Below are 21741 nucleotides of genomic sequence, written 5' to 3'. Positions count from 1 at the left end.
CCCACCGTCGTCCGTGCTCTCTCGCCTACTTCTTCAGCCAGGTCTGGGTCCTGCCGAGGAGGGAGATGCCCAGAAAGCCGCGCACCTTCAGCTTCTTCCCGCCCTCGATCGCCTCGAGCTTGCAGCTATAGGTCTCGCCGTTGTTCGGATCCAGGACCGTACCGTCATCGTACTCGTCGTCATCGCGGACCATGTTCCTGATGATGACGAGCCCCAAAAGGGGCTTGTTCTTGTCGGCACCCTCACATGCGGTGCAGAGCTTCGGCTTCCCCTTCTCGTCGAGCGGCTGCTTCAGGCTCACGATCTTGCCGAAGATCTTCCCGCCCTTCTCGTAAATCTCTACCACCGACGTCTCGACCCCCTGCTCATCGATCGTCCGCCACTGGCCGGTCACAGGGAGAGGATCCGCGAGCACGATCGACGTGGCGAGCGAGCAACCCAAGGCGGCCAAAAGAGCCAAGAACCTCTTCATGTCGTCAGAACTCCTTTCATCGGTCTGCGAAGCCACGGCGTTCGGCCCTGGCGTGGTGCTTGATTCGCATGTCGGTGTGCGCCGCTGTGTGCAACATGCCTTGGAGGGGGGACGGGGCGCCGCGCCGTTGGTTCATCGGGCCGGAGAGAGCGGCGGCGGGAGGCAGGGCGCTGGTCAGAGGGACAGCCGAACGGTGGACATGGCTCCTCTCGCAGCAGCCCTGCGGCGCGGTGGACGTCATTTTTCCCCCGAGGGTACCGAGCGGGCTGATGGAGCGCAACGGCGCCGTGCAGCGGGGCGCCGGTTCGTTTGGTGGCCAGCGAACGGTTGATTCCACGGGGCTGGATCCCGCCGTGGCCAAGCTGCCCATGGCCCGCGCCTCGGCCGCGCGCGTCCGTCCTGCGCCGGTGCGATCCCGCCGACTGAGGCGCTCATGTAAGGTTCTCTATGGCAACCAGCGCGTGCAGCGCGTGCAGCGGGCCGTACAGTGGGACCGGTGATGCCACGAGCCCTGAACCGCGGGCGACGCGGCGGCGCAGGGCGCCCCGCTCGGCCACACCGGAGCCACCCTCGGCGGCGAAACAGGCGAAAACTATCAAGATTGCTGCTGTTTCCGGCAAACGCTCGCCATCGACCGGTTTTTCCGGCGGGACTGTTCCGCGGGGGTGAACCGGTGCGATCCGTCGGAACTGTTCTGCGGCACCGAAACGTCGCGATCCGTCGCTTCCCCACACGAACAACGAGTGGCTCTACTTCGCCCCGCTCAACGCTTACACGATGTACCGGATCCGGATGAGCGACCTTCTGGACGCGTCGCTCACCGCCGCGCAGCTCGGGGCGAAGGTGGAGACCTACGCGGACAAGCCCTTCAACGGCGGCCTCTCCATCGACCAGGACGACAACCTGTACCTCACCGAGGTCGGCGAGCGCGCCGTGGGCGTCATCCCGTCCGACACCCGCAAATACGAGCGCCTGGTCAGCGACCCGGACATGGTCTGGCCGGACGGCGTCACCTACAACAGCGACGGCGCCATGTACACCGGCGCGGCGCAACTGCCCCTCACCAGCGCGCTCCAGGCCGACGGAGTGGCCAAGAACGAGCCGCCCTAACTGATCTATCGCTTCAAGCCCCTGGCGCCGGGCACGCCGGGCTTCTGAGGCGAAAGGTCGCGGAGCTAGCGCAGAGCACGCGGCGCGTCGTGGAGAGCGCCCGGGCCACCAGCCGGGAATCGCTGAGCTCGCCGTAACGTAAGGCCAGGTCCACCACGTCGCGCATCACGTCCTGCACGCGGTCGGTCACGGACAGGGCCAAGCGCACGCCCGGATGGGCCGCCACGAACTCGTCGAGCGCGCGCACCCGCTTGGTGCTACGTCGCGGTAATCCCAGGCGTTTCAGGCATGGAAGACCTGCCTGATCGCATAAGGCCCGTTCTGTCAATGAGCTCGGACAGTCGGACTGCACGAGTCAGGAACGGCTCCGAGAATCTTGACTTTGCGGAACGCGTTTGCTTGTCCTATCCGCCGGGCGCACGTTCACTCGGAACGGCATCATGGCGGCAATGTGACAAGGAGATGTAGCGAATGAAGGCGTTGGCGAGCATAGCCTGGGTGTGGTGTTGTATGGGACTTCTAGGCTGCGCTACAGAGGAAGACAGCAAGATAGCTGAATTCGACTACCCTGATCCTGGTGTCGAATGCTTCGGCGGTACGTGTCGCGGTCTGGATCCCGTACCCGAAGGCTGCGCTGTGGACCCGGTCGACGGGCCGACCAGCGCCATCTGGGGCGTTGGAACGGTAAAGATACGAAAGTCCACCGCATGTGGAGGAGTGAAGTGGCCTTGGGCCAGCCGCGACGGGTCCAGCTATCCGGGTAATTTCAGGACGTGGCTCGAATTTCCGCTGGGGAACGAGCTCCCTGGCACGGAGTATGGAGATCAGCTTTCGACACAAATTTATGGCGATATGTGGACTGGTCCGGCGCATGCTTGTATGCAGATAGATTCTTATAATGGAGGGCAGAAGGTCTGCACCGACCTGGATCCTGATCCAGAGCTCTGCGACCCCGACTTGGTGACCGGGCAGACGGTTGCGCCTGGGGTGCAATATTACGACTGCACCTCCACGACGACCAAGGTTCATATCGTCACCATCGACCGGGACCGTCCGGAATACGAGATGTGGATCCTCGACGACCCTACGATCAGGAACCCGCCGTCAACCGTGTTCAACCTGCAGACAGTCCCCGACTTCGCGGCGAGCTACGATGCCCTGGCGGCGGTCAATGGTTACGTGTGGAGCGGTGACGAGGGGACCAGCTCTGGCCAGACGGGCACTCCGCAGACGACGCTCTACGAGACAGGTATTCATTATACTTCGAATACCTCGACGTGCTCCGGGTTTCCCGGTTCGTGCCCCGAGGTGCTGATGGGTTTCACGCCGCAAAGCGGCAACGGCCTGGACGTGAGCCGGATCCCACAGGACGACCTGTCAGAACCTGCAAACCAGAAATACACATATACGCTCTATGGATCCAATTCGACAGTGATGAACTCCGACGGATGCACGAGCGACACCACGAACAACCGGTGGAGCGTGATAGGGTACTCGCCGACCCAGATCGTCTTGCTCTCGACTGCGACGGACGTCGGCCTCACGCACGCCGAGATCTGCCCGGTGCTGAGCGCCTTCGGCGTGGAGGAGGCCGTGCGGCAGGACGGTTCATCCGCCGCGGGGATGTTCGTCGGTGGCAGTATCAACGAGCACGTCAACCCGCTCGTCAACTTCGACTACTGGTACTATGGCGGACCGGCGCGGCACGTCGCGTACGCTGTCGGGCTCGTACAACTCTATCCACGGCAGGTCCAGAACAGCGGCTTTGAAGCGCCCGTACTGTCCCCGGGGGAGGCCTGGCGTCGGATGACTGGAGCGTCCCAGGAGACGACGCTGACTGGCTGGAACGGGCCAGTCGATCTCCATGGCGCCACAGATCTGGTCGCGCACGGTCAGCAGATCATCGACCTGAATCAGAGCGGCAGTGGCTATGCGGAGACCACGCTGGCGACGCCCGCCGATACACACTGTCTACTACGCTTCTACCACGGCGTGAACCACCATTGCAACCAGCAGGCGACCTTCACGGTCGATATCGACGGGACGTCCGTGGCCTCGTTCACGAGCACGCATGACCCGAATTCGCTTCAGGAAGCGCGGGTGCGGTTCAAGACCACCGGGACGACGGCCACGCTGCGATTCACCAGCACGACCGGCGGGTGTGGCGCTGCGACGATCGACGACGTGAGCGTCGCCTGTACGAAACAGTAAACCGCAGCGACGCGCGCCGGTGCGCACCATGCCGCGCCGAGCTCTTGCGCCGCACATTGGCGATCGATGTCCTCGAGTGCCCAACTTGCAAGGGGCGATCCGGCTTGATTTGCCTACGCGCACCCCCCCTTCCCCTCCCGGGGAAGGTGGCTTGACGTCCACCCCCCCATCGCCCCTCGCCCGTCCGGGCGGGGGGCTGGGGTATGCTGTCTTTTGGTCCGCCTTCGGCGGGGCGGGGTTGGGGGCTGGGGTTCCCAGCCAGCTCCAGGGGAGGGCGGAAGAGCCGTCAGCCTTCCGGGTTCATTTCGGCTTCGCGGAGGGGCCCTTCTTCCCTCCCACGTCTTCATCCCAGTACGGCGGCTTCCCGAAGGCGGTGACGAGATGGTCGGCGAGCGCGCGGAGCTTGGCCGAGGGGCGCCGCCCCTCCGTGTGCGCCATGAAGATGAACTCGCGCTCGGGCTGGACGCCGACGTCGATGACGCGCAGCTCACCTGCCCTGAGCGCCGCGCCCACGATGAACATCGGCAGAAGAGCGACGCCGAGGCCGGCGACGGCGGCGTCCCGCATCATGTCGCCGTTGTTGACGCGGAGGCCGACGCGCGCCCGCACGAGCACGGCGCCGTCCGGCCCCGGGAAGCGCCAGTCGGCGACGCCGCGGTTCGTGTAGAAGATGCCCCGATGCTTCTCCAGCTCGGCGATGGACGCCGGCGCGCCGTGGCGCGCCAGGTAATCCGGCGAAGCCACGAGGACGCGCTGGCTCGGCGCAAGGCGCCAGACCACGAGGCGCGAGTCGACGATGGGCCCGTGCCGCACCACCGCGTCGTGGCCGGCGGCGGCAGCGTCCACGCGGCGGTCATCCAGATCGAGCGTCAGCTCGATCCTCGGGTGCTGCAAAAGAAAGGGGTAGAGCGCCGGGCCGAGGTGCATGCGCCCGAAGGTCACCGGCGCCGACAGCCGGAGGGGCCCCGCCAGGGTGCCGCGCCGCGCGGCGAGGTCGGCGGTCGCGTCCTCGACCTCGCGGACGATCCGGACCGCCCGCTCCAGGAACGCCGCCCCATCTTCCGTGAGCGACAGCTTGCGCGTCGTGCGGTGGATGAGGCTCGCGCCCACGCTCTTCTCGAGCTCGGCCAGGCGCTCGCTGACGACGGACTTCGACAGGCGCAGGCGCCGCGCCGCCTCGCTGAGCGATCCCGCCTCGGCGACGGCCACGAACGTCGCGATGCCCTCGAGCTTCATCGTTCGGCGTTTCCGAAATCCAGTTCCACCGACGGGAGCCTACTGCGAACGCGCGCCGGGCTCCACACTCTCGCCTGTCAGAGGGGCTGACGCGCTGGCTGGTGGCGGCGCCCTCTCCCCTCTTTCGAGCAGCAACGCTGACCGTCCGTCACTCGGCCCCTGGGACGCCGCGCGCCGGACAGGAGAGAAGGATCATGGGACGTTTGCAAGACAAGGTGGCCATCATCACGGGCGCAAGCGCTGGTATCGGCGAGGCCACCGCCAAGCTCTTCGCCGCCGAGGGGGCGAAGGTCATCCTCGGGGCGCGGCGCGAGAGCGAGCTCGCGCGCCTGGTGAACGAGATCGAGAAGAGCGGCGGGCGCGCCGCCGCGCTGGCCGGCGACGTGCGCTCGGAAGACTACGCCAGGGCCCTCGTGGCGCTGGCGACAGAGAAGTTCGGCAAGCTCGATATCGCCTTCAACAACGCGGGCACCCTGGGCGAGGGTGGCCCCAGCACCGGGGTCTCCGAGGCCGGCTTTCGCGACACCCTCGCCGTGAACCTCACCGGCGCGTTCCTCGGCGCCAAGCACCAGATCCCCGCGATGCTGAAGCACGGCGGAGGGTCGGTCATCTTCACCTCGACCTTCGTCGGCTACACCGTCGCGTTCCCGGGCACCGCCGCGTACGCCGCGAGCAAGTCCGGCCTGATCGGCTTGACGCAGGCCCTCGCCGCCGAGTTCGGGCCGCGAGGCGTGCGGGTCAACGCCATCCTACCGGGCGCCGTCGACACAGCGATGTACCACGAGGCGAACAGCACGAAGGAGTCGCAGGCGTTCATCACGAGCCTCCACGCCCTCAAGCGCGTCGCGACCCCGGAGGAGGTGGCCCGCACCGTGCTCTACTTCGCCTCGGACGACGCCTCCTTCGTCACCGGGACGGCCGCGCTGGTCGACGGCGGCCTCTCCATCACGCGCACCTGACCCGAGGAGGAGGCCAGGAGGAGTCGAGGCAAGGAGGAGAGTCGAGGCGAGCCCCGCCGGGCCGAAACCGATTGGAGAAGAAAGGCCGCACGCCCAGGCCGCGGCGGTGACGACGCGGAACCCGGGCGCGGTCTCGTCAGCCGACGGCGAGATCGCGTCCGGAACCCGCGGATCGTGATGGCCGTCTACAGGCCTTCCCTCGCAGCGCGGGGGGCCCTATGACGGCGGCATGATCGAGGGGATCAGCGAGGCGGTCATCCAGCGACCGCCGGAAGCCATCATCGACTTCGTGACGGACCTCCATCGGTACAAGCTTGCCGACTGGAAGATCGGCCGCGTCCTCGGCATGCGCCGCGAGGGCGACCGCATCTGGATGCGCCACGACGGCAAGCTGCGCGGCCTCCCGGGGCCGCCGGTGACGCTCGAGATGACGATCCTTGGCCGCCACGCGGTGCGCTATCGCAGCCTGCGCTCGTTCCCCGCTTGCCTGTTCCTCACCTTCGAGGGCGGCTTCGATCTCGACGAGACCGCCGTGGGCACCCGCGTGGTGCATACCGAGCGCTTCCGCTTCTTCGCGCCGTGGCGCTGGGTGATGGATCCGTTCCTGCGTGAATGGCTGGCGAGGGACGTGCGCGAGGAGATGGGGCGGCTGAAGACGCTGATCGAGGCAGAGCACCTCGCGCGCCCGGCGCAGCGCGCTTTCCCGATGAACAATGCGAAACCGGCTCCCTGACCGCAGCTTTCTGTACGATCCACGCGCCCTTACCCCGACGCGCCTCCCCGGACGGCTTTCCACCCGGGAGGCAGCGCATGGCAGACATCGTCGGCGAGCCTTCGCCGAGGACGTGGACTGACGCGCCTCGCCGATCAAACAGCGCGCCGGGCCTCGTCTGGCGTGGCTCCAGTCCATGCTCGGAAGGCGCGGTAGAACGAGTTCGGCTCCGAGAAGCCGAGCAGGAAGGAGATCTCTGCGACAGGCAGCGAAGTCTTCTCCAGGCTCGAGTGCCCGGCCTGCAAGGGCAGGATGAAGCGCGTCGCCATGATCACCGAGCCGAGCAACATCGCCCGCTTCCTCACCGCGCTCGGTGGCTTGCGCGCGGCATCGCTCCCGCGATCGGAGTAATGTTGTACCGATGCGCCACCCGTCGGCCGATCCCCTTCGCTTGCGCCTGCTCCTCTCCATCGGCGTGGTCCTCCTGGCGGGGCCTGGGTGCAGCCGCGAGCCGGCGCCGGCGCCCCCAGCGGGGTCGGCGGCCGCGCGTCCGTCGTCGGAGACGCCGTCAGCGGGGCCGGTCGCGCCTCCGCCGCCGGCGGGAGCGCCGGGGAGCACCACCCGGGGCGAGATCGCGGGCGTGCGCTACCTCGAGCACATGACGGGCGGGGCGCGACCCGACGAGCGGGTGCCGATCATCGTCGCGCTGCACCCCATGGGCGGGGATCCCGCGGACTTCCTGCAGCTGCTCCGGCGCTACCGCCGCCGCGCCCGGCTCATCCTCCCGTACGGCCACCCGAGCGGCGGGATGTACATCTGGTACGACTCCGTCAGCGACGACGTCGCCGCCCCCCTGGTCACGCGGGAAGCAGATCGGATCGCCGCCGCGCTCGCCGCCCTGGTAGCCGCCCGCCCCACCGTCGGCAAGCCCCTCGTCACCGGCTTCTCGCAGGGCGGCATCATGGCCTTCGCCCTGGCGGTCACCCACCCCGAGGCGCTGGCGGCCGCCTTCCCCATCAGCGGCCTGCTCCCGCCGTCGCTCTACCCGTCGGCGGCGCTGAGCTCGGGGCCGCGCCCGGCGACGCTTCCGCCGGTCACGGCCTTCCACGGCGCCTCCGACCTGGCGGTGCCGACCCAAGGCGCGCGCGCCTCGATCGCCGAGCTGCAGCGCGCCGGGTACACCGCGGAGCTGCGCGAGTACGTCGGGGTCGAGCACGACACCTCCGACGAGGAACTGGGCGAGATCTTGGAGCGGATCGGGCGGGCCGCCGACGGCCTCGCGGACGCGGCGCCGGCGCCTTGAAGCGGGCGCGCTCGTCGACTTCTGCGCGGGGCGCGGAAGGGGGTAGCTCAGAGCAGGACGCTCGCCCCCTCGCCGAGCGCCGGGAGGCCCCATGTCCGCAGCGGCCCCGCGCTGACGGGACTGGCGCGGTGGACATCCTTCGACCCAGGACCGAGCCATCACGACGCTCGCGGTCCCACCCTTTCGCTCTGCCGCGCTACACTTCCTCGCGCTGCGATCCGGCTTGATTTGCCGCTCCGGGGCGGCCGCGCCCGGCGCGCCGAGCCACGTTCAATCAGTGCACATGAGCTGATCCATGGTCTTGAAGGTCTCGACGACCGTGGCGTACGCGGCCTCGCCATCCTCGGTCGACGTCGACAGCGACATCACGACGACGCGAGAGCCGTCGTCGCTCGCGGCGTTCCGGGTCGCGTACCCGAGCGTGTCTCCGGCGTGGCTCCAGTACCCTCCACCGCAGCTGGTCGGGATCCACATGATCCCAAGGCCATAACCGGTGCCTGGCGCGATCGGGTCGAAGCTGGGCGCCGGGACCGTGGCGTGGAGCTCCGCCATCTGCTCCGGCTCGAGCAGCGAGCCTTCGCTCAGCGCCCGCCAGAACTTCGCGAGGTCCGCGGTGGTCGTGACGAGGGAGCCGGCGGCGTCGGCGATGCTCTGGTGCGCGATCGTGACGTCGACCAGCGGCCCGCCGACCTCGTACTGCTGGTATGCCACGGCGTGCGGGGCAGGGAGATCCGTCTCGTCGCCGGGCTCGAACGTGCGGTCGAGGCCGAGCGGCTCGAGGATGCGCGCCTCGACCTCCTCGCGCCAGTGATTTCCGGTCGCGCGCTCGATGATCATGCCAGCGAGCACGTAGTTCGTGTTGGAGTAGGCCCACTCCGTCCCCGGATCGAAATTCGGCTTGTGTTCCATGGCGATCGCCACAAGCTCTTCCGGTTCTATGTGGTCGAGCCGGTGCTGGCGGTACTCGTCGGCGGAGTCCAGCGCGGGCAGGTTCGGCGACGGATCCCCGGCCTGACCGGTGTAGTTGTAGATTCCGCTCGTGTGCTGCAGCAGCTGGCGGATCGAGATCAGCGAGCCGTCATTGCCGTTGCCCGACACGACGCCGGGCAGCCACCGCTCGACCGTGTCGTCCAGCGACAGCGCGCCTTCACCGGCGAGCTGCAGCATGACGACGGCGACGAACGTCTTGGTGTTGCTGCCCATCCGGAAGTGGCTGTCGAAGTCGATCTGCTGTTCGCTGTCGAGCTGCGCCACGCCGCTGCGAGCACGGATCCGTCGGTCGCCTTCGAGCATTTCCGCATGCACGGCGACAATGCCGCCCGCTTGAATCCTGTCCACCCCCTCCTGGAGCAGCTCGTCATAGGTCGTGTCGACCTCCTCGGGAGAGCTGCTCGGGCAACCCAGGATGAGCGACGCCATGCAGAAGAGCGGAATCGAGAATTTGTCGAGTGCCATGACCGTGTGTTCCCTCTCGCCCTGGTTCCGTTCAACGGTTCTTCCGGTTTCCTCGATGTCGCACCATCACGCAGATTCACAGCGCCCTTTGGACCGCTGCAGAGGCCTGCGGCGACCTGCGATCCAAGCCGGCCAACCTGCGGGGCTCCCGCTGCCACACCGGCCGCCCTGGAGGCCTCGCGCGGCGCTCTCCGAGCAGCTCGCGCGTCGATGGCAGACGCGCGCAGCGCCGCCTCGCCTGGACGAGCCGGCGCGATACGACCCCGCGCGACCACGGAGGAGGCCCGTCGCCCTGGCGCCCGTCCTCCCGCCGCACGCGCTGCCCGTCGCGCCGCCCTCCAGCATGGCCCCCGCGGGCACCGCGCCTGTCGCGGGCACCGCGCCTGTCGCGGGCACCGCGCCTGTCGCGGGCACCGCGCCCTCGGTCGGACGTTCGCCTTCACGCGGACGGGCGGCGTGTGGTCGCTTCGCGCGGAGCTCGTACCGGAGGACAGCCCTGGCGGCCTCGGCTGGTCGGTCGCGGTCTCGGGCGACACCGCGATCGTGGGCGCGGCGCAGGACGTCTATGCGCGCGAAGGCGGCGCGTGGACACGGCGAGCGAAGCTCGTCCCGGCGCTGACGAAGCGGGTGCGCGCCGGCCACCGGCGCGCCGATCCGCTCACCGGATCGCGAGCGGGATCCCGGGCGATCCGGACGCGCCCCGGAGGGGCAGCGGGCTGTAGACGTAGAAGAACTCGTACGGGCTCTTGTGGCCGTGCCGCCGCTCCTCGAGCTCGGCGGCCAGATCCGCGGCCAGCTCCGAGAGCACCATCGCCTCGTGCATGAAGATTCCGCTCTTCACCAGCAGGTGATGGTGCACCGGGAAGACCACGCCCGGCGCGACCGGAGGCTTCGGCGGGCTGACCTCGATGCCGAAGTTGTCCGAGCCGACGCAGGCGATTCCCTTCGAGGAGAGCCACTTCGCGACCTCGAGCCCGATCCCCGGCTGGGCCAGCCCCACGCCCGGCTGCGTGTAATACCCCTCGGTGCCGAGCTCCCAGTTCTCCTCCCAGCCCGTGAAGATCAGCACGACGTCGCCGGCGCCGATGTCGCCCGCGTCCATCTTCTGCGCGCGCAGCGTCTTCATCACCATGGACAGCGTGATCTCCTGGCCCCACGCGAGCGTCTCCCCGCCGTTCGCGTGGCGCTTGACGTCGAGGAGCACGCCGCGCGTGACGAGGGGCTTCACGTGCTCGACGCCGAGGTGCGCGAGCCCGTCTTCCGTGATGACCTCGGCGCCCGTGAACTGGTTGTAGAACAGCGCGTCGGCTGGGTCCGAGCTCCCGGGCGGGATGTAACCGAAATGGCCGAGCGCGTCGAACTGCGTCCCCATCTGGCCGAACTCCCCGTGCATCACCTCGGAGTTCGTGACCTGCTGCTGGATCAGCGAGATCGGCCCGGGCTCCACGGAGAGCCCCTGGTTGCCGGGAAACGTCGCCATATCCGGCTCGTAGACGTGGCCCAGGCGATAGACCTTGCCCTTCTTGATCAGGCCCCTGCCCTCGAGGACCTTGGCGGGCGTCTGCGTGTTGGAGGCGCCCGCCTCGTCGTCAAGCCCCCACGGCGAGGGACCAGGCAATGGATCGTACCCCTCCAGCATCGGCACGCCGCGGGCCAGCGCCGCGCCTCCGATCAGGCTGACGGCCATGGTCACCACGATCGCGCCCCGAAACGGCATCACTCCAGGCTTCATCGATAACCTCCTGGGCTACATCGCACGTTGTACCGACAGCGCCCCGCACGCCCGTCATGGGCGCGGACGCATGTCATCAACATCGTACACCGTCAGGGGCGCCAGAGAACCGCTCACCCGCGGCGTTCGCGTGCTCCGCCGACGCCGTGGGGGACTTGTGCACACGCGCGACCACCCGGCCTCCCGGTGGGAGCGCGCTCGGTCAAAAGTGGCTCCGGCGTCCGAGCGCGTAGGCGATGCCGCTCTCCAGGGTCGCTCTGGTCACAACGCCGCTCAGATCGGCGCCCATCGTCGTGAGCGTCTGCGCAATCTGCGGCCTGATCCCGGTGAGCACGACCCGCGTGCCGAGCAGCCCCGCGGCCCGGGCCGCGTCGACGAGGGGATGCGAGCGGCGATGGCCCGCATGGGCCGAGCGTGTCGGCGGCGGACCATCACGGCGAACGACGGGCGCAGCGCCGCGTTTGCCCACGCGCTTACAGGCGGCCCCTATTCCCCTGCAGGCGAGACGCCCCGAGCGCGGCGCTACGCTCGGGCGAGGGTCCCGTCCGCGGCGAGGACGTCGGTCAGAACTGCTTGAAGAACTTCCACGACTCGATGGGAATCCAGTTCGGATTGCCGTCGATGTTCGTGTGCCCGCCGCCGAAGGTGCACACCCGCGTCGGATGTTCCGGATCGCAATCCTGGAAATCGTAGCAGCTGTACGCGCCGTTTGACGTCGGGATCTGGTCCGGGATCGTGCAGCCGTTGTCTTCGGCTTTTTCGAGGGCAATGAACTTGGCCCCCCTCTTTTGAGCTTCGTTGTTCACCCAGGGGCAGGTCCCGTCGCTCATGCCCGTCGTGTGCATCCAAGCGATGGGCTTACGTGTCTTTTCAGGCAACCAGATGTTGTAGTTGGCCGGGGCGATGCCCACGGCCGCACGGATCTCCGCTTGATGGTTCGTCGACAGCGAATAGGTGATCATCCCTCCGAAGCTGAAGCCGGTCGCGAACACCCGGGTCGTGTCGTAGCAGACATTTTCATTCATGAGCGCCATGATGTCGTCGAACAGCGCGTGGTCCTTCTCTTGCCACGTTGCACCGTCCGAGGAGGGGGCCACGAAAATGGCTTGCTCTCCGTCGGCCTCCATCTGCGGCTTGAGAAAGTAGAAGTCTTGCCCCTCGACGTCTTGCCAGCGGCTGCCGATCCAATGTGAGGTGTAGAACAGCCGGTAGGGCTTGTTCATGTCGTAGTTTCTGGGCATATCGACGTAGTACACGCGATTCTGGCCCGAGCTCGAGATCGTATACTCCTTGGTCGTCAACGTGGTTGCCTTGCCGCACCCCGCGCTCGGCACAGGCGCGTTCCCCATGGGAATGGCTCCTTCGGGCCAGCCACCCGTGCCATCACCGCCGCTGCCGGTCGGCTCAGCCCCGCCGCTCCCGCCGCTGTTGTCACCGCCGGTCCCAGCCACGGTGGTGCTGCTAGAGGTCGCACCGCCGCTGCCGCTCGCGCTGCCGCTAGAGGTCGCAACGCCGCTGCCGCTCGCGCTACTGACGGAGCTGGTCGACGTCGCTCCGCCCCCTCCGTCGTTGTTCGAGTCGGACTCGGCGGGGGCGCACGAGATCGCGACCCAACTCGCAAGGGTGGCACAAAAGGCGAGTCGGCTGAACGTTTGATCTTGCATCACGGGTCTCCTACGTACCGGAATCAGGTGAAAAGAAAACAAGACGATTCGAGCGTATCAAGGGCGACTCGCCACACTCACCTCAGGTGACAGAGCGTTCCTTACGGGATCCACCTCCCTGGCAAAGTGCCTCCCACCCGGCTCGGACGAGCTCCCGGACGGGGCCGATGTGACGACACCGGTGCGCCCGAGGACAAGCGAGGGTCGTCGCGTCCTCTACTGGATCGCTCTTGGCGAAACGCCGATCACCATCGATCGGCGATCGCTTCCGTGACGGCCGAGCGAACAGGAACGGTGTAAAAATCGATCGAATGGATCAGATTGACGAAGAGCTCGGTACTCAGGAGGACCCGAGCAAACCGAAACAAAGGGATGGCCCTCGACTGGAATGTGAACGCTCACATTGTCGGTGTCAATTCCAATCGACCGGCCCGCGGGTATCTTCGGGCCCGAGGTGGCACATGGTTGGCAAGGCTCCTTCGGAGCGCCGCGTCAAGAGGGGTGGGCGCCGGACCGCGGCCATCGCCGGACTGCCCGACCACAATTGTACTGCCACAGCACGCTCTCCCAGCGTCCACGCGGCGACCACCGTACTGGAAAAGCACCGTTGTGCGCCGCAAGGCGCTCGGTGGCGCCGTAGAGCGTCTCTCGACGCGCCTCCCGGACCAGACCAACGCCCGGACGGACACGTGTGCCCACGGCACGCCGATGCGCCCCCGTAGCGCGCGCGGCGCCGCCCGGACCACGCTCTTTCGACCCAGGACCGAGCCATCACGACGCTCGCGGTCCCACCCTTTCGCTCTGCCGCGCTACACTTCCTCGCGCTGCGCTCCGGCTTGACTTGCCTATGCGCCCACGCTTCGAAAGCGGCCTCGTCAGGGAAGCTCTCGATCCTGCTCTTGTCGGGAACGATGGGCGCCATCCGGTCGGTCTCGCAACGCACCCACCCTGCGCGGAGCCAGCAGAGACACCAGCGTGGAGGTCGTCGAACGCCGACTCGCCCGACCCGCCGCCCCGGTCACGCCGAGCATCCGCCGACGCCCGGCGACGAGCGCCCGCGCCACGGAGCTCGGGGGTGGTCGAGCTGGCGGATCGCCGCGGGCGGCGGATCGGCGTTGACATCCCCAATGTGAAGGTTCACAGTGAGACCTCATCCTTACGCTTTACCCTGAGTGGGCCGTCATGAGCACCGGGACCTCCGTCATCGGGATCGGGATCGATCTCTTCACCGGCTCCCATTGTTCGGTCGTCGCGGACACATGCGACGGCGCGTTCGCGGGCGCCGCGCACAGGCCTCCACGACAGGGCCGCTGTGCATTTCTCGCGTGGCCGCTCAGCGTCGAGCAGATCGAGTCGCTTCACGCCGAGAGGGGACTTGTGCAGCCCTGCCGTCGCGCGGCGCGTGGTCCATTTCGCTCCAGCGCTTCGAGCGCGCTCGCCTGCCGAGCGCGGCCGGCGCGGCCCGCTTGTCGCAGGCGATCTTCGGCGAGATTCGCGCGCCTGGCGCGCCGGGCGATCGCGCCCGTCGAGGCCTCGGCCGCCCCGTCGGCGTCAAGCCACCATCGTCACTCTGCATCTGACGATATCGCACCTTCTTGATGATCAGGCCCGGTTGCGATGCACAATCGGCTTGACGCAATTGCCAGTCTCGAACAATAAGGCCAAGAAAGGCGATCGCCATGAACAACATCACCCGGCTCGGCATGTGCTCCGCCCTTGGGCTCCTACTGACCAACTGCGTCGTGAACGGCGCAGATATGGACATGGACGAGACCGATCTGACCACCGATCAAAGCGCTCTCACGATATCCGCGAATGGAACCGGCACGGACGGCCAATGGTACACGTTCTGGAAAGATGGCGGGTCGGTCAGCATGAATTTGAACGGCGGCGGTAACTACGCTGTCAATTGGGCGAACGGCAACTATAATTTTGTTGGCGGCAAGGGCTGGAGCACCGGGTCGTCGAGCAGGAACATCGGCTACAATGCCGGTGTCTGGTCGACGGGCAGCAGCAATGCATATCTGACTCTCTATGGGTGGACGAAAAACCCACTCGTGGAATACTACGTCGTTGACAGCTGGGGCAGCTGGAGACCGCCGGGCGGAGCGGCGGCGGGCTCAGTCACCACGGACGGGGGCACCTACGACCTGTACAGGATGCAGCGAGTCAACGCGCCCTCCATCATAGGCAATGCGACGTTCTATCAGTACTGGAGTGTCCGAAGGTCGAAGAGGCCCACCGGGGCCAACAACGCCATCACGTTTTCCAATCACGTAAATGCTTGGGCGTCGAAGGGGTGGAACCTTGGCACTCACAGTTACCAGGTGATGGCAACAGAGGTGTTCAACCCCTCGAGCAGCGGCAGCTCCAACTTGACGGTGTGGTAGAATCAACAGGCCACATGCGCCGAGAAGTGGAGGACTTTCGCTGATCGCGCGCCCTCCTGCGTGCGGACATGGACGATCAGAGCCCGCCGCGCGCCGAGGCGCGCGGCGGGCCGACCGATGTTCCAGCACGCTCTCCCAGCGTCAACGCGCGGCCACCGTACTGGAAAAGCACCATTGTGCGCCGCAAGGCGCTCGGTGACGCCGTAGAGCGTCTCGCGATGCGCCTCCCGGGCCAGACCGACCTGCGCGAGGCGCTCGTCGCCTCCTGCGAGACCGACTTCAGGGTGCACGGCGTCACGTGGCTCTCGCGGTTCAGCGATGCGACCCGGCAGGCGGCGTCATACCCGGGGGCGGCGGGGGTGCTGCTGGCCGGCGATGCGGCGCACGTGCACTCCGGGTCCGGCGCCCGCAGGCCGCCGACCGCCCAGGAGGTCCAGGAGGCGCTCTCCCGGCTGCCCAGCGTCACCAGCATCACCGAGCACGCGCTGAAGCAGGTCCGCGCGAGCGGCGCGAGCGACCTGGTCAAGCACCCGTACGGGATGTGATCCACGGGCCCCCGGCGCTCGCGCTCGCGCGCCGGTCCCCTGAGGGCGCTCGCCCGCGCCTGTTCTCCCGTCAAACGCCGCCGTGAATGCGTGGCCCGGCGGTGCGCCGGACGCCACGAGATTGGAACGTAGCGCCGTGCCGCTTGCGTGATCACGCAATCGCTCCCGGGCTCGCACAGTCCGGGGCTCGGGGCCGGGCTCCTCCGCCTGCGCTCTCGCGCCCGGCTCCGACGCGGTTTTCGAGGAGCGCCGCCGCCGACCTGCCCCCTGGCACAACGCATGCTCCAGGCGATCGGCGACGGAGGGCGGCGACCGTGACCCGAACGGGCACCACTGGGCGCCGTGCGGGCACGATCGCACGTGGCAGTCCAGGCGACCCACGAAGCCGTGGCGCGACACACCTCCGAGACGATCTCAAACCGTTCGCAGGGCATCAGCACATGATGAATCCGGAGGCCCAGGTGTCATCCACGGCCGGCATGGCAGAGCGCGCGGTGGCGCTTCACGATCTGAAGAGCCGCTCCAGCGAGGTGACGTTCGCGCTCAAGCTCTCGATCTACTTCATCCTGCTCGCGCACGGCGCCCAGCTTGCATTATCAAGCCTGCTCGTGCTCAAGATCGTCGGGGTCGTCGTCCTGGGGCTGATGTTCGCGCACGGCGTCGAGCTACAGCATCAGGTGCTGCACCGACAGGGGTTCAGGAACAAGCAGCTGAACGAGCTTGCCGGCGTCCTCCTCGGCCTGCCCATGCTGGTCTCGTTCGCGGGCTACCAGGCGAGCCACCTGCGCCACCACAAGCACCTGGGGACCCCGGAGAACAAGGAGTTTTTCGACTACGGGGACCAGTACGGCAGCTCCCGGGTCGCATCCCTGCGGCTATGGTTCAATCGCCTCATGATGCCGAGCCATTACGCGAGCTTCGCGAAGAACCTGTGGCTTTCGCTCGTCGGGCGGCGGTTCTCTGCGGAGCGGCCCGACGTCTCGGCCCGGATGTGCCGGGACTACGTCGTGATGCTGGTCGCCATCGTCGCGCTGGGCGCGGCGTCCTGCGCGACGCACGCCTCGCTGATCTTCCTGGTCTGGCTGCTGCCGCTCGTCCTGATCGCGACGCCCGTGCACGCGCTGATCGAGATGCCGGAGCACTACCGGTGCGACGTCTCCAGCACGGACGTCTTCCGCAATACGCGCACGATCAGGACGAACGCGCTCATGACCTGGTACACGAACGGCAACAATTACCATGTCGAGCACCACCTGATGCCCAGCCTGCCGATCGACCGGCTGCACGACCTCCACGGAGCGATCCACCAGAACATCGAGTTCTTCCACCCGAGCTACCGGGACTTCTACGTCGCGCTGCTCCGCGGTCGGCTCGCGCGTCCGGCGAGCGCCCCTGAGCGGCGAGGAGCCGCATGGAATCGCGAGCAGCCGTCGCCCTGATCGAGGGGCTCGCCCTCGGCGCGAGCCTCATCATCGCCATCGGCCCGCAGAACGCCTTCGTGCTGCGCCAGGGGCTCGCGCGGCGGCACGTGGGCCCGATCGTCGCCATCTGCGCCTTCAGCGATGCTGCCCTGATCCTGGCCGGCGCGGCGGGCGTCGGCTCGCTCGTCAACGCCTCGTCGGGCCTCTTCACCGCGCTCGCCCTCGGCGGAGCGGCCTTCCTCGGGTGGTACGGGCTCTCGGCGGTGCGCCGGGCGCTCTCGCCGTCGAGCCTCGGAGCGGACGGCGGCGCGGGCGGCTCGCTGCGCCAGGCGCTCACGACGGTCCTGGCGCTCACGTGGCTCAACCCCCATGTCTACCTCGACACGGTGGTCCTGCTCGGCGGCATCTCCGGCCGTTACCCGCTCGAGACCCGCGCCTTCTTCGCGGGCGGCGCGATGCTCGCGTCCCTCGTCTGGTTCACGGCGCTGGGGTACGGCGCGCGGCTGCTCTCGCCCGTCTTCCGGCGGCCGCTCGCCTGGAGGGTCCTCGACAGCGGGATCGCCCTCGTCATGTTCGCCATCGCCGCTCGCCTGCTCGTCGAGGGCGTCGACGCGCTCGGCGCGCGCCTGGGCCCCTGGAGCCGCTCGTGAGGCTCAGCGGAGCCGCCACACCGGGTGCTCGTCCCCGACCGCCGGACCGCCTCCGATATCAAGACGTCACCCTCGAGCGAAGTGCCACGGTGCTCGCCGCGCTCGTGCTCGCGGGCGCGCCGCGCGCCGTGCAGCAGCTGGCCGCCGCGCTGGGCTGGCCGCCGGACCGTGTCACGAGCGCCCTGCGCGACGCGGAGCGGCCCCCGGACGTCGCCGCCCCGGTCGCCCTCAGGCGCATCGCGCCCGGCACCTACGCCATCGCCGCCTGGCTCGACCGGCCTCACCACGGCGCAGCGCGAGGCCCTCGGCCACCTCGGGTAGAGCTCCCGCTCGCGCGCCGCCGCGAGCTGGGGTAAGGAGCGTCCCCAACCGTCCGTGCGGCGTGATGATGAGGTAAGCCATGATATCCCCCTTCTCCGACATTCCGCTCGCCCCCGCCGACCCGATCCTCGGGTTGACCGACGCCTTCCAGAAGGATCAGAACCCGCGCAAGGTCAACCTGGGCGTGGGCGTATACCAGAACGCGCAGGGCAAGGTGCCCGTGCTCAAGGTGATCCGGGAGGCCGAGAAGCGCTGGTACGAGAAGGAAGACTCCAAGTCTTACCTGCCGATCGACGGCGCCCAGGCGTACACGCGGGCGGTCCAGGAGCTGCTCTTCGGCGACGGCTCGGCGCTGGTCAAGGACGGGCGCGTGGTCACCGCGCAGGCGCTCGGCGGCACGGGCGCGCTCAAGCTCGGCGCCGACTTCCTGCGCCGGTTCCTGCCGGACTCGGCGCTCTGGATCAGCGCGCCGAGCTGGGAGAACCACCGCGCGCTGTTCGAGTCCGCCGGCTTCAAGGTGAGCGAGTACCCGTACTACGACCCGAGCACGCATGGGCTCGACTTCGCGGGCATGCGCCGCGCGCTGCTCGAGGCGCCGGCACGCTCGGTCATCCTGCTCCACGCCTGCTGCCACAACCCGACCGGGGTGGACCTCGACGCGCAGCAGTGGGATGAGGTGGTGCGCATCGTGCGCGAGCGCGATCTCGTGCCGTTCATCGATTTCGCCTACCAGGGCTTCGGCGACGGCATCGAGCAGGACGCGGTTGCCGTGCGCGCCTTCGCCCGCGCGGAGCTGCCCTGCGTCATCGCGAGCTCGTTCTCCAAGTCGTTCTCGCTCTACCGCGAGCGCGTGGGCGCGGTCAGCCTGGTCACGACCAGCAGCGATGAGGCGAAGCGCGTCGCCTCCCAGCTCAAGCGCGTGATCCGGACCAACTACTCGAACCCCTCCTCCCACGGCGCGCAGGTGGTTGCCCTGGTGCTGGGCGACCCGGAGCTGCGCCGGCAGTGGGAGGGCGAGCTCGGCGAGATGCGCGATCGCATCCGCGCGATGCGCGGCCGCTTCGTGGAGCTCCTCGCGAAGAAGGGCGCGGGGCGCGATTTCTCGTTCATCACGCGGCAGAAGGGCATGTTCTCGTACTCCGGCATCGAGCTCGAGCGCGTGCGCCGGCTGCGCTCGGAGTTCGGGCTGTACATCGTCGACAGCGGGCGGATCTGCGTCGCGGCGATGAACGAGAACAACCTCGAGTACATCGCCGAGAGCATCGCCGCGGTGCTCTAGCCCTACTTTCGCAGAATGCACCCGCCGATGCTCAGGAAGGTGCAGGTTTTCTGGGCGCTGCATTACGTGCTGCGACCCCCGATCGCAAAGGAGCGCGTCGAGCCGCAGCAGGACGGCCTGGTGCGGCTGTCGCTCGAGCGCGCCTTCGCTGATGGGACTGTCCGCGGAACCGGGGGAGGACCAACCGTGCGCTCCTCGAACGGGTGGCCGTTCATGAACACGAACCCCACCACGACGAGCAGCACGACGGGGAAGAGCAGCACGAAGCTCGAGTCGGCACTCGATGGCAAACCTTGCCGCGCCTCCCCCGCAGCGCATGGCAATCCTTGCCACAATGGCAACGCTTGCCATGCGCACGCCGGTTCGGAACGCGAGGGCGGCCGCTCACCGCGGCTGGATCGGTGCGCCGCGCGGCCCGCTTTTCATCGGAAGGCCATTCACGTGCAGGGGCGGCACGCCTGTTGCGATGACGCTCTGGCAGCCGGGCTCGCAAGCGGACGCGGGGAAGTTGCCTCTCGCTCGCCGTGAGATCGTGCTGCCAAAGGGAGCAGTTTACAATGTCAGGCAGGAAAAATACTAGACGCGCCGAGCCTGTGCTCGGATGCTGGATGCTGATCGGTACGCTGGCTGCGGGCTGCGCCGACGTCGGTAGCGAAGATCAGGCGCCGGGGGAGCTGGGCGCGGCGAGCGAAGCCGGGCAAACGCGCGCGGTGCAGCAAAACATCGAATTTGCCAACGAGCCGTCGATGCGGCAGCAGAAGGTGGTGTTCGGCTTCGAGGACGCCTCTCACTGGCACGTCTCCGGCGGCGTCCCGTCGGTCTCGAGCGATCACACCGAGGGGCAGCTCGCGCTGGCCGTCGGCGGCGCAGGGCGAGCAGAGATCAGCTCGACGCCGCTCGATCGTCTGACCGGCGTGACCGGCCGCTTGCTGCTGGACGTCCGGTTGCCCGTCGCGTTCGCCTGGGGGAACGTGCAGCTCTTCGTGAATAGCCCGAGCAGCAATGTCTTGAACCGCCCGGTGGGCTGGGCTTCTTTGCAAGGCCTCACGCCAGGCGCCGCACACGAGCTCACCTTCCCGCTCGCGGCCGATCTACAGGCCGCGCTTGCCCAGGCGCGTGACGTGGTGGTGACGATCGAGCTGAATCAGCCCGCCACGGCTGTACCGACGGTGTTCGACCACCTGCGGTTCGCTCCGCTGCCCGGCGTCCCGGCGTGCGGGGAGAACGCGGGCTTCACCTTGAACGTGATCCGCACGCACGAGTTCGATGAAGGCGTACTGGAGAACATTCAGTGCCGCCTCTACGAGATGTACCCGGTGCTGTCGGATCGCTTCAACCCCGACGCCCCCCGCGCGCTCAACCTCGAGCTCGTCGACACGGGCGTAGCCGGGGCAAGCGGCGACACGATCTCCTTCAACGTGCATGAATTTCCGGACTCGAGCGACCTCGACGCGTTCGTGCACGAAGCCATGCACATCATGCAAAGCGGATATCCCAAGGGCGTCCCCGGATGGTTCGTCGAGGGCGGCGCCGACTACATCCGAGACCAGTACAGGACGCCGGGGACGAGCTGGTCCGCCTCGCAAAGCTGGGAGCAAGATCAGCACTACCAGCACGGCGAGATCACCGGTTTCTTGAAATGGATCGACACCCACTACCGCGTCGGACAGGAATCCATGTTCGATGCGCTCGACCGCGTCGTCCGCGAGCGGGAGTACTCACCCGAGCTGTGGGGAGAGCTGACGGGCGTGGACATCAACACCATGTGGTACGAGTACTCGGGAGGCCGAACGCCCATGCCCGCACCCGAGGGCCAGGGCGTGACGTTCTTTGCCAGCGTCGACTACTACGAGACGCTGGGCACGTTCGCCCCCGGCGAGTACGACGCGGCGGCGCTCTTTCCGCGCGGCATCGATCGGAACTGGATCTCCTCGATCAAGGTCCCCGCCGGCTACTCCGTCACCGCCTACGCCAACGGCAACTTCACCGGCACCAAACGGACCTACACCGTCAACCGCCGCGCCCTCGACATCATGGAGGACGAGATCGAGTCGTTCATCGTTACCAAGCTGTAAGCGACGGACGAGCGTCCGGCTAGACTGCGGCGCTTCGCGCCGCAGGTCTCCACCCAGGCTGTAGATGTCGCCCGGATGGGAACCGAGGAGCAGGAACGCCGGGAGCTCCGCGTTGTTCCTGGATTCCCGCGCCGCATGGGGGGGGCCGAGCCTACTTCGCAGAAGCGACTTCATGGAACCTTCCGCTCCTGGAGTCCGAAATTCTG

At 67.8% G+C, this 21741-nt stretch carries 18 protein-coding genes and 2 pseudogenes; 12 read left to right on the top strand and 8 right to left on the bottom strand.

What is annotated here, in order from left to right; genetic code table 11:
* Positions 1-25: 25 nt before the first annotated feature.
* Positions 26-472, bottom strand: coding sequence for a DUF2147 domain-containing protein (locus tag WME89_RS05675; RefSeq protein WP_438008227.1), 447 nt, complete (start codon positions 470-472; stop codon positions 26-28).
* 792 nt (positions 473-1264) lie between these two features.
* On the opposite strand from WME89_RS05675, the gene WME89_RS05670 reads away from it, so the two are divergent.
* On the top strand, positions 1265-1582 hold the full coding sequence (locus WME89_RS05670) for a hypothetical protein (protein ID WP_438008226.1): 318 nt from the start codon (positions 1265-1267) through the stop codon (positions 1580-1582).
* A 13-nt stretch (positions 1583-1595) separates the two neighbouring features.
* Here WME89_RS05670 and WME89_RS05665 read toward each other — a convergent pair whose 3' ends face one another.
* Positions 1596-1829 (bottom strand): LysR substrate-binding domain-containing protein, encoded by a 234-nt coding sequence (locus WME89_RS05665; protein WP_438008225.1) that lies wholly within the window; start codon positions 1827-1829, stop codon positions 1596-1598.
* Positions 1830-2461: 632 nt separating this feature from the next.
* Here WME89_RS05665 and WME89_RS05660 point away from each other — a divergent pair.
* Entirely contained in the window at positions 2462-3793 is a 1332-nt protein-coding gene (locus WME89_RS05660) for a hypothetical protein (RefSeq protein ID WP_438008224.1), read from the top strand.
* 300 nt (positions 3794-4093) lie between these two features.
* Here the strand turns inward: WME89_RS05660 and WME89_RS05655 are convergent, their stop codons facing one another.
* Positions 4094-5029, bottom strand: a complete 936-nt coding sequence (locus WME89_RS05655; protein WP_438008223.1) for a LysR family transcriptional regulator — start codon at positions 5027-5029, stop codon at positions 4094-4096.
* Positions 5030-5223: 194 nt separating this feature from the next.
* Between WME89_RS05655 and WME89_RS05650 the strand changes: the two genes are divergently transcribed.
* A complete protein-coding gene (locus WME89_RS05650; protein WP_438008222.1) occupies positions 5224-5988 on the top strand; it encodes an SDR family oxidoreductase in 765 nt (254 codons plus the stop codon).
* A gap of 229 nt (positions 5989-6217) precedes the next feature.
* Positions 6218-6721, top strand: coding sequence for an SRPBCC family protein (locus WME89_RS05645; protein WP_437573539.1), 504 nt, complete (start codon positions 6218-6220; stop codon positions 6719-6721).
* A 134-nt stretch (positions 6722-6855) separates the two neighbouring features.
* Here the strand turns inward: WME89_RS05645 and WME89_RS05640 are convergent.
* Positions 6856-6984 (bottom strand): annotated as a pseudogene (locus tag WME89_RS05640) (helix-turn-helix domain-containing protein); the annotation flags it as partial.
* Between the two features lie 137 nt (positions 6985-7121).
* On the opposite strand from WME89_RS05640, the gene WME89_RS05635 reads away from it, so the two are divergent.
* On the top strand, positions 7122-8003 hold the full coding sequence (locus WME89_RS05635; RefSeq protein WP_438008221.1) for an alpha/beta hydrolase: 882 nt from the start codon (positions 7122-7124) through the stop codon (positions 8001-8003).
* A gap of 270 nt (positions 8004-8273) precedes the next feature.
* On the opposite strand, the gene WME89_RS05630 is transcribed toward WME89_RS05635, so the two are convergent.
* The 4 genes and pseudogenes from WME89_RS05630 to WME89_RS05615 all read right to left on the bottom strand — a co-directional run bounded on the left by WME89_RS05630 (position 8274) and on the right by WME89_RS05615 (position 12854).
* On the bottom strand, positions 8274-9458 hold the full coding sequence (locus WME89_RS05630) for a serine hydrolase domain-containing protein (RefSeq protein ID WP_438008220.1): 1185 nt from the start codon (positions 9456-9458) through the stop codon (positions 8274-8276).
* A 658-nt stretch (positions 9459-10116) separates the two neighbouring features.
* Entirely contained in the window at positions 10117-11190 is a 1074-nt protein-coding gene (locus WME89_RS05625) for a cyclase family protein (protein WP_438008219.1), read from the bottom strand.
* Positions 11191-11392: 202 nt separating this feature from the next.
* Positions 11393-11569, bottom strand: a pseudogene (locus tag WME89_RS05620) (PAS domain-containing protein); the annotation flags it as partial.
* Between the two features lie 184 nt (positions 11570-11753).
* Positions 11754-12854: an alpha/beta hydrolase family esterase gene (locus WME89_RS05615; protein ID WP_438008218.1), complete on the bottom strand. Its 1101-nt coding sequence runs from the start codon at positions 12852-12854 to the stop codon at positions 11754-11756.
* A 1757-nt stretch (positions 12855-14611) separates the two neighbouring features.
* Between WME89_RS05615 and WME89_RS05610 the strand changes: the two genes are divergently transcribed.
* From WME89_RS05610 to WME89_RS05580, 7 genes are all read left to right on the top strand, one after another.
* Positions 14612-15244, top strand: coding sequence for a glycoside hydrolase family 11 protein (locus WME89_RS05610; protein WP_438011898.1), 633 nt, complete (start codon positions 14612-14614; stop codon positions 15242-15244).
* A 218-nt stretch (positions 15245-15462) separates the two neighbouring features.
* The gene (locus WME89_RS05605; protein ID WP_438008217.1) at positions 15463-15789 is read left to right on the top strand and encodes an FAD-dependent monooxygenase; all 327 of its coding nucleotides are present in this window, start codon (positions 15463-15465) and stop codon (positions 15787-15789) included.
* Between the two features lie 440 nt (positions 15790-16229).
* Complete coding sequence (locus WME89_RS05600; RefSeq protein ID WP_438008216.1) at positions 16230-17228, top strand: fatty acid desaturase family protein; 999 nt, start codon at positions 16230-16232, stop codon at positions 17226-17228.
* Positions 17201-17860, top strand: a complete 660-nt coding sequence (locus tag WME89_RS05595; RefSeq protein WP_438008215.1) for a LysE/ArgO family amino acid transporter — start codon at positions 17201-17203, stop codon at positions 17858-17860. The genes WME89_RS05600 and WME89_RS05595 overlap by 28 nt, the downstream gene beginning before the upstream one ends.
* Before the next feature lie 89 nt (positions 17861-17949).
* Positions 17950-18216 (top strand): hypothetical protein, encoded by a 267-nt coding sequence (locus WME89_RS05590; protein ID WP_438008214.1) that lies wholly within the window; start codon positions 17950-17952, stop codon positions 18214-18216.
* Between the two features lie 47 nt (positions 18217-18263).
* Positions 18264-19460 carry an aromatic amino acid transaminase gene (locus WME89_RS05585; protein WP_438011897.1) on the top strand — a complete coding sequence of 399 codons (1197 nt, stop codon included), beginning with the start codon at positions 18264-18266 and terminating at the stop codon, positions 19458-19460.
* Between the two features lie 608 nt (positions 19461-20068).
* Complete coding sequence (locus WME89_RS05580) at positions 20069-21535, top strand: basic secretory protein-like protein (RefSeq protein ID WP_438008213.1); 1467 nt, start codon at positions 20069-20071, stop codon at positions 21533-21535.
* Positions 21536-21741: the final 206 nt, after the last annotated feature.

The sequence above is a fragment of the Sorangium sp. So ce321 genome (assembly GCF_051530195.1).
In the GTDB taxonomy this organism is placed as follows: Bacteria; Myxococcota_A; Polyangia; order Polyangiales; family Polyangiaceae; genus Sorangium.
This window is presented reverse-complemented; position numbering and strand designations above follow the sequence as displayed.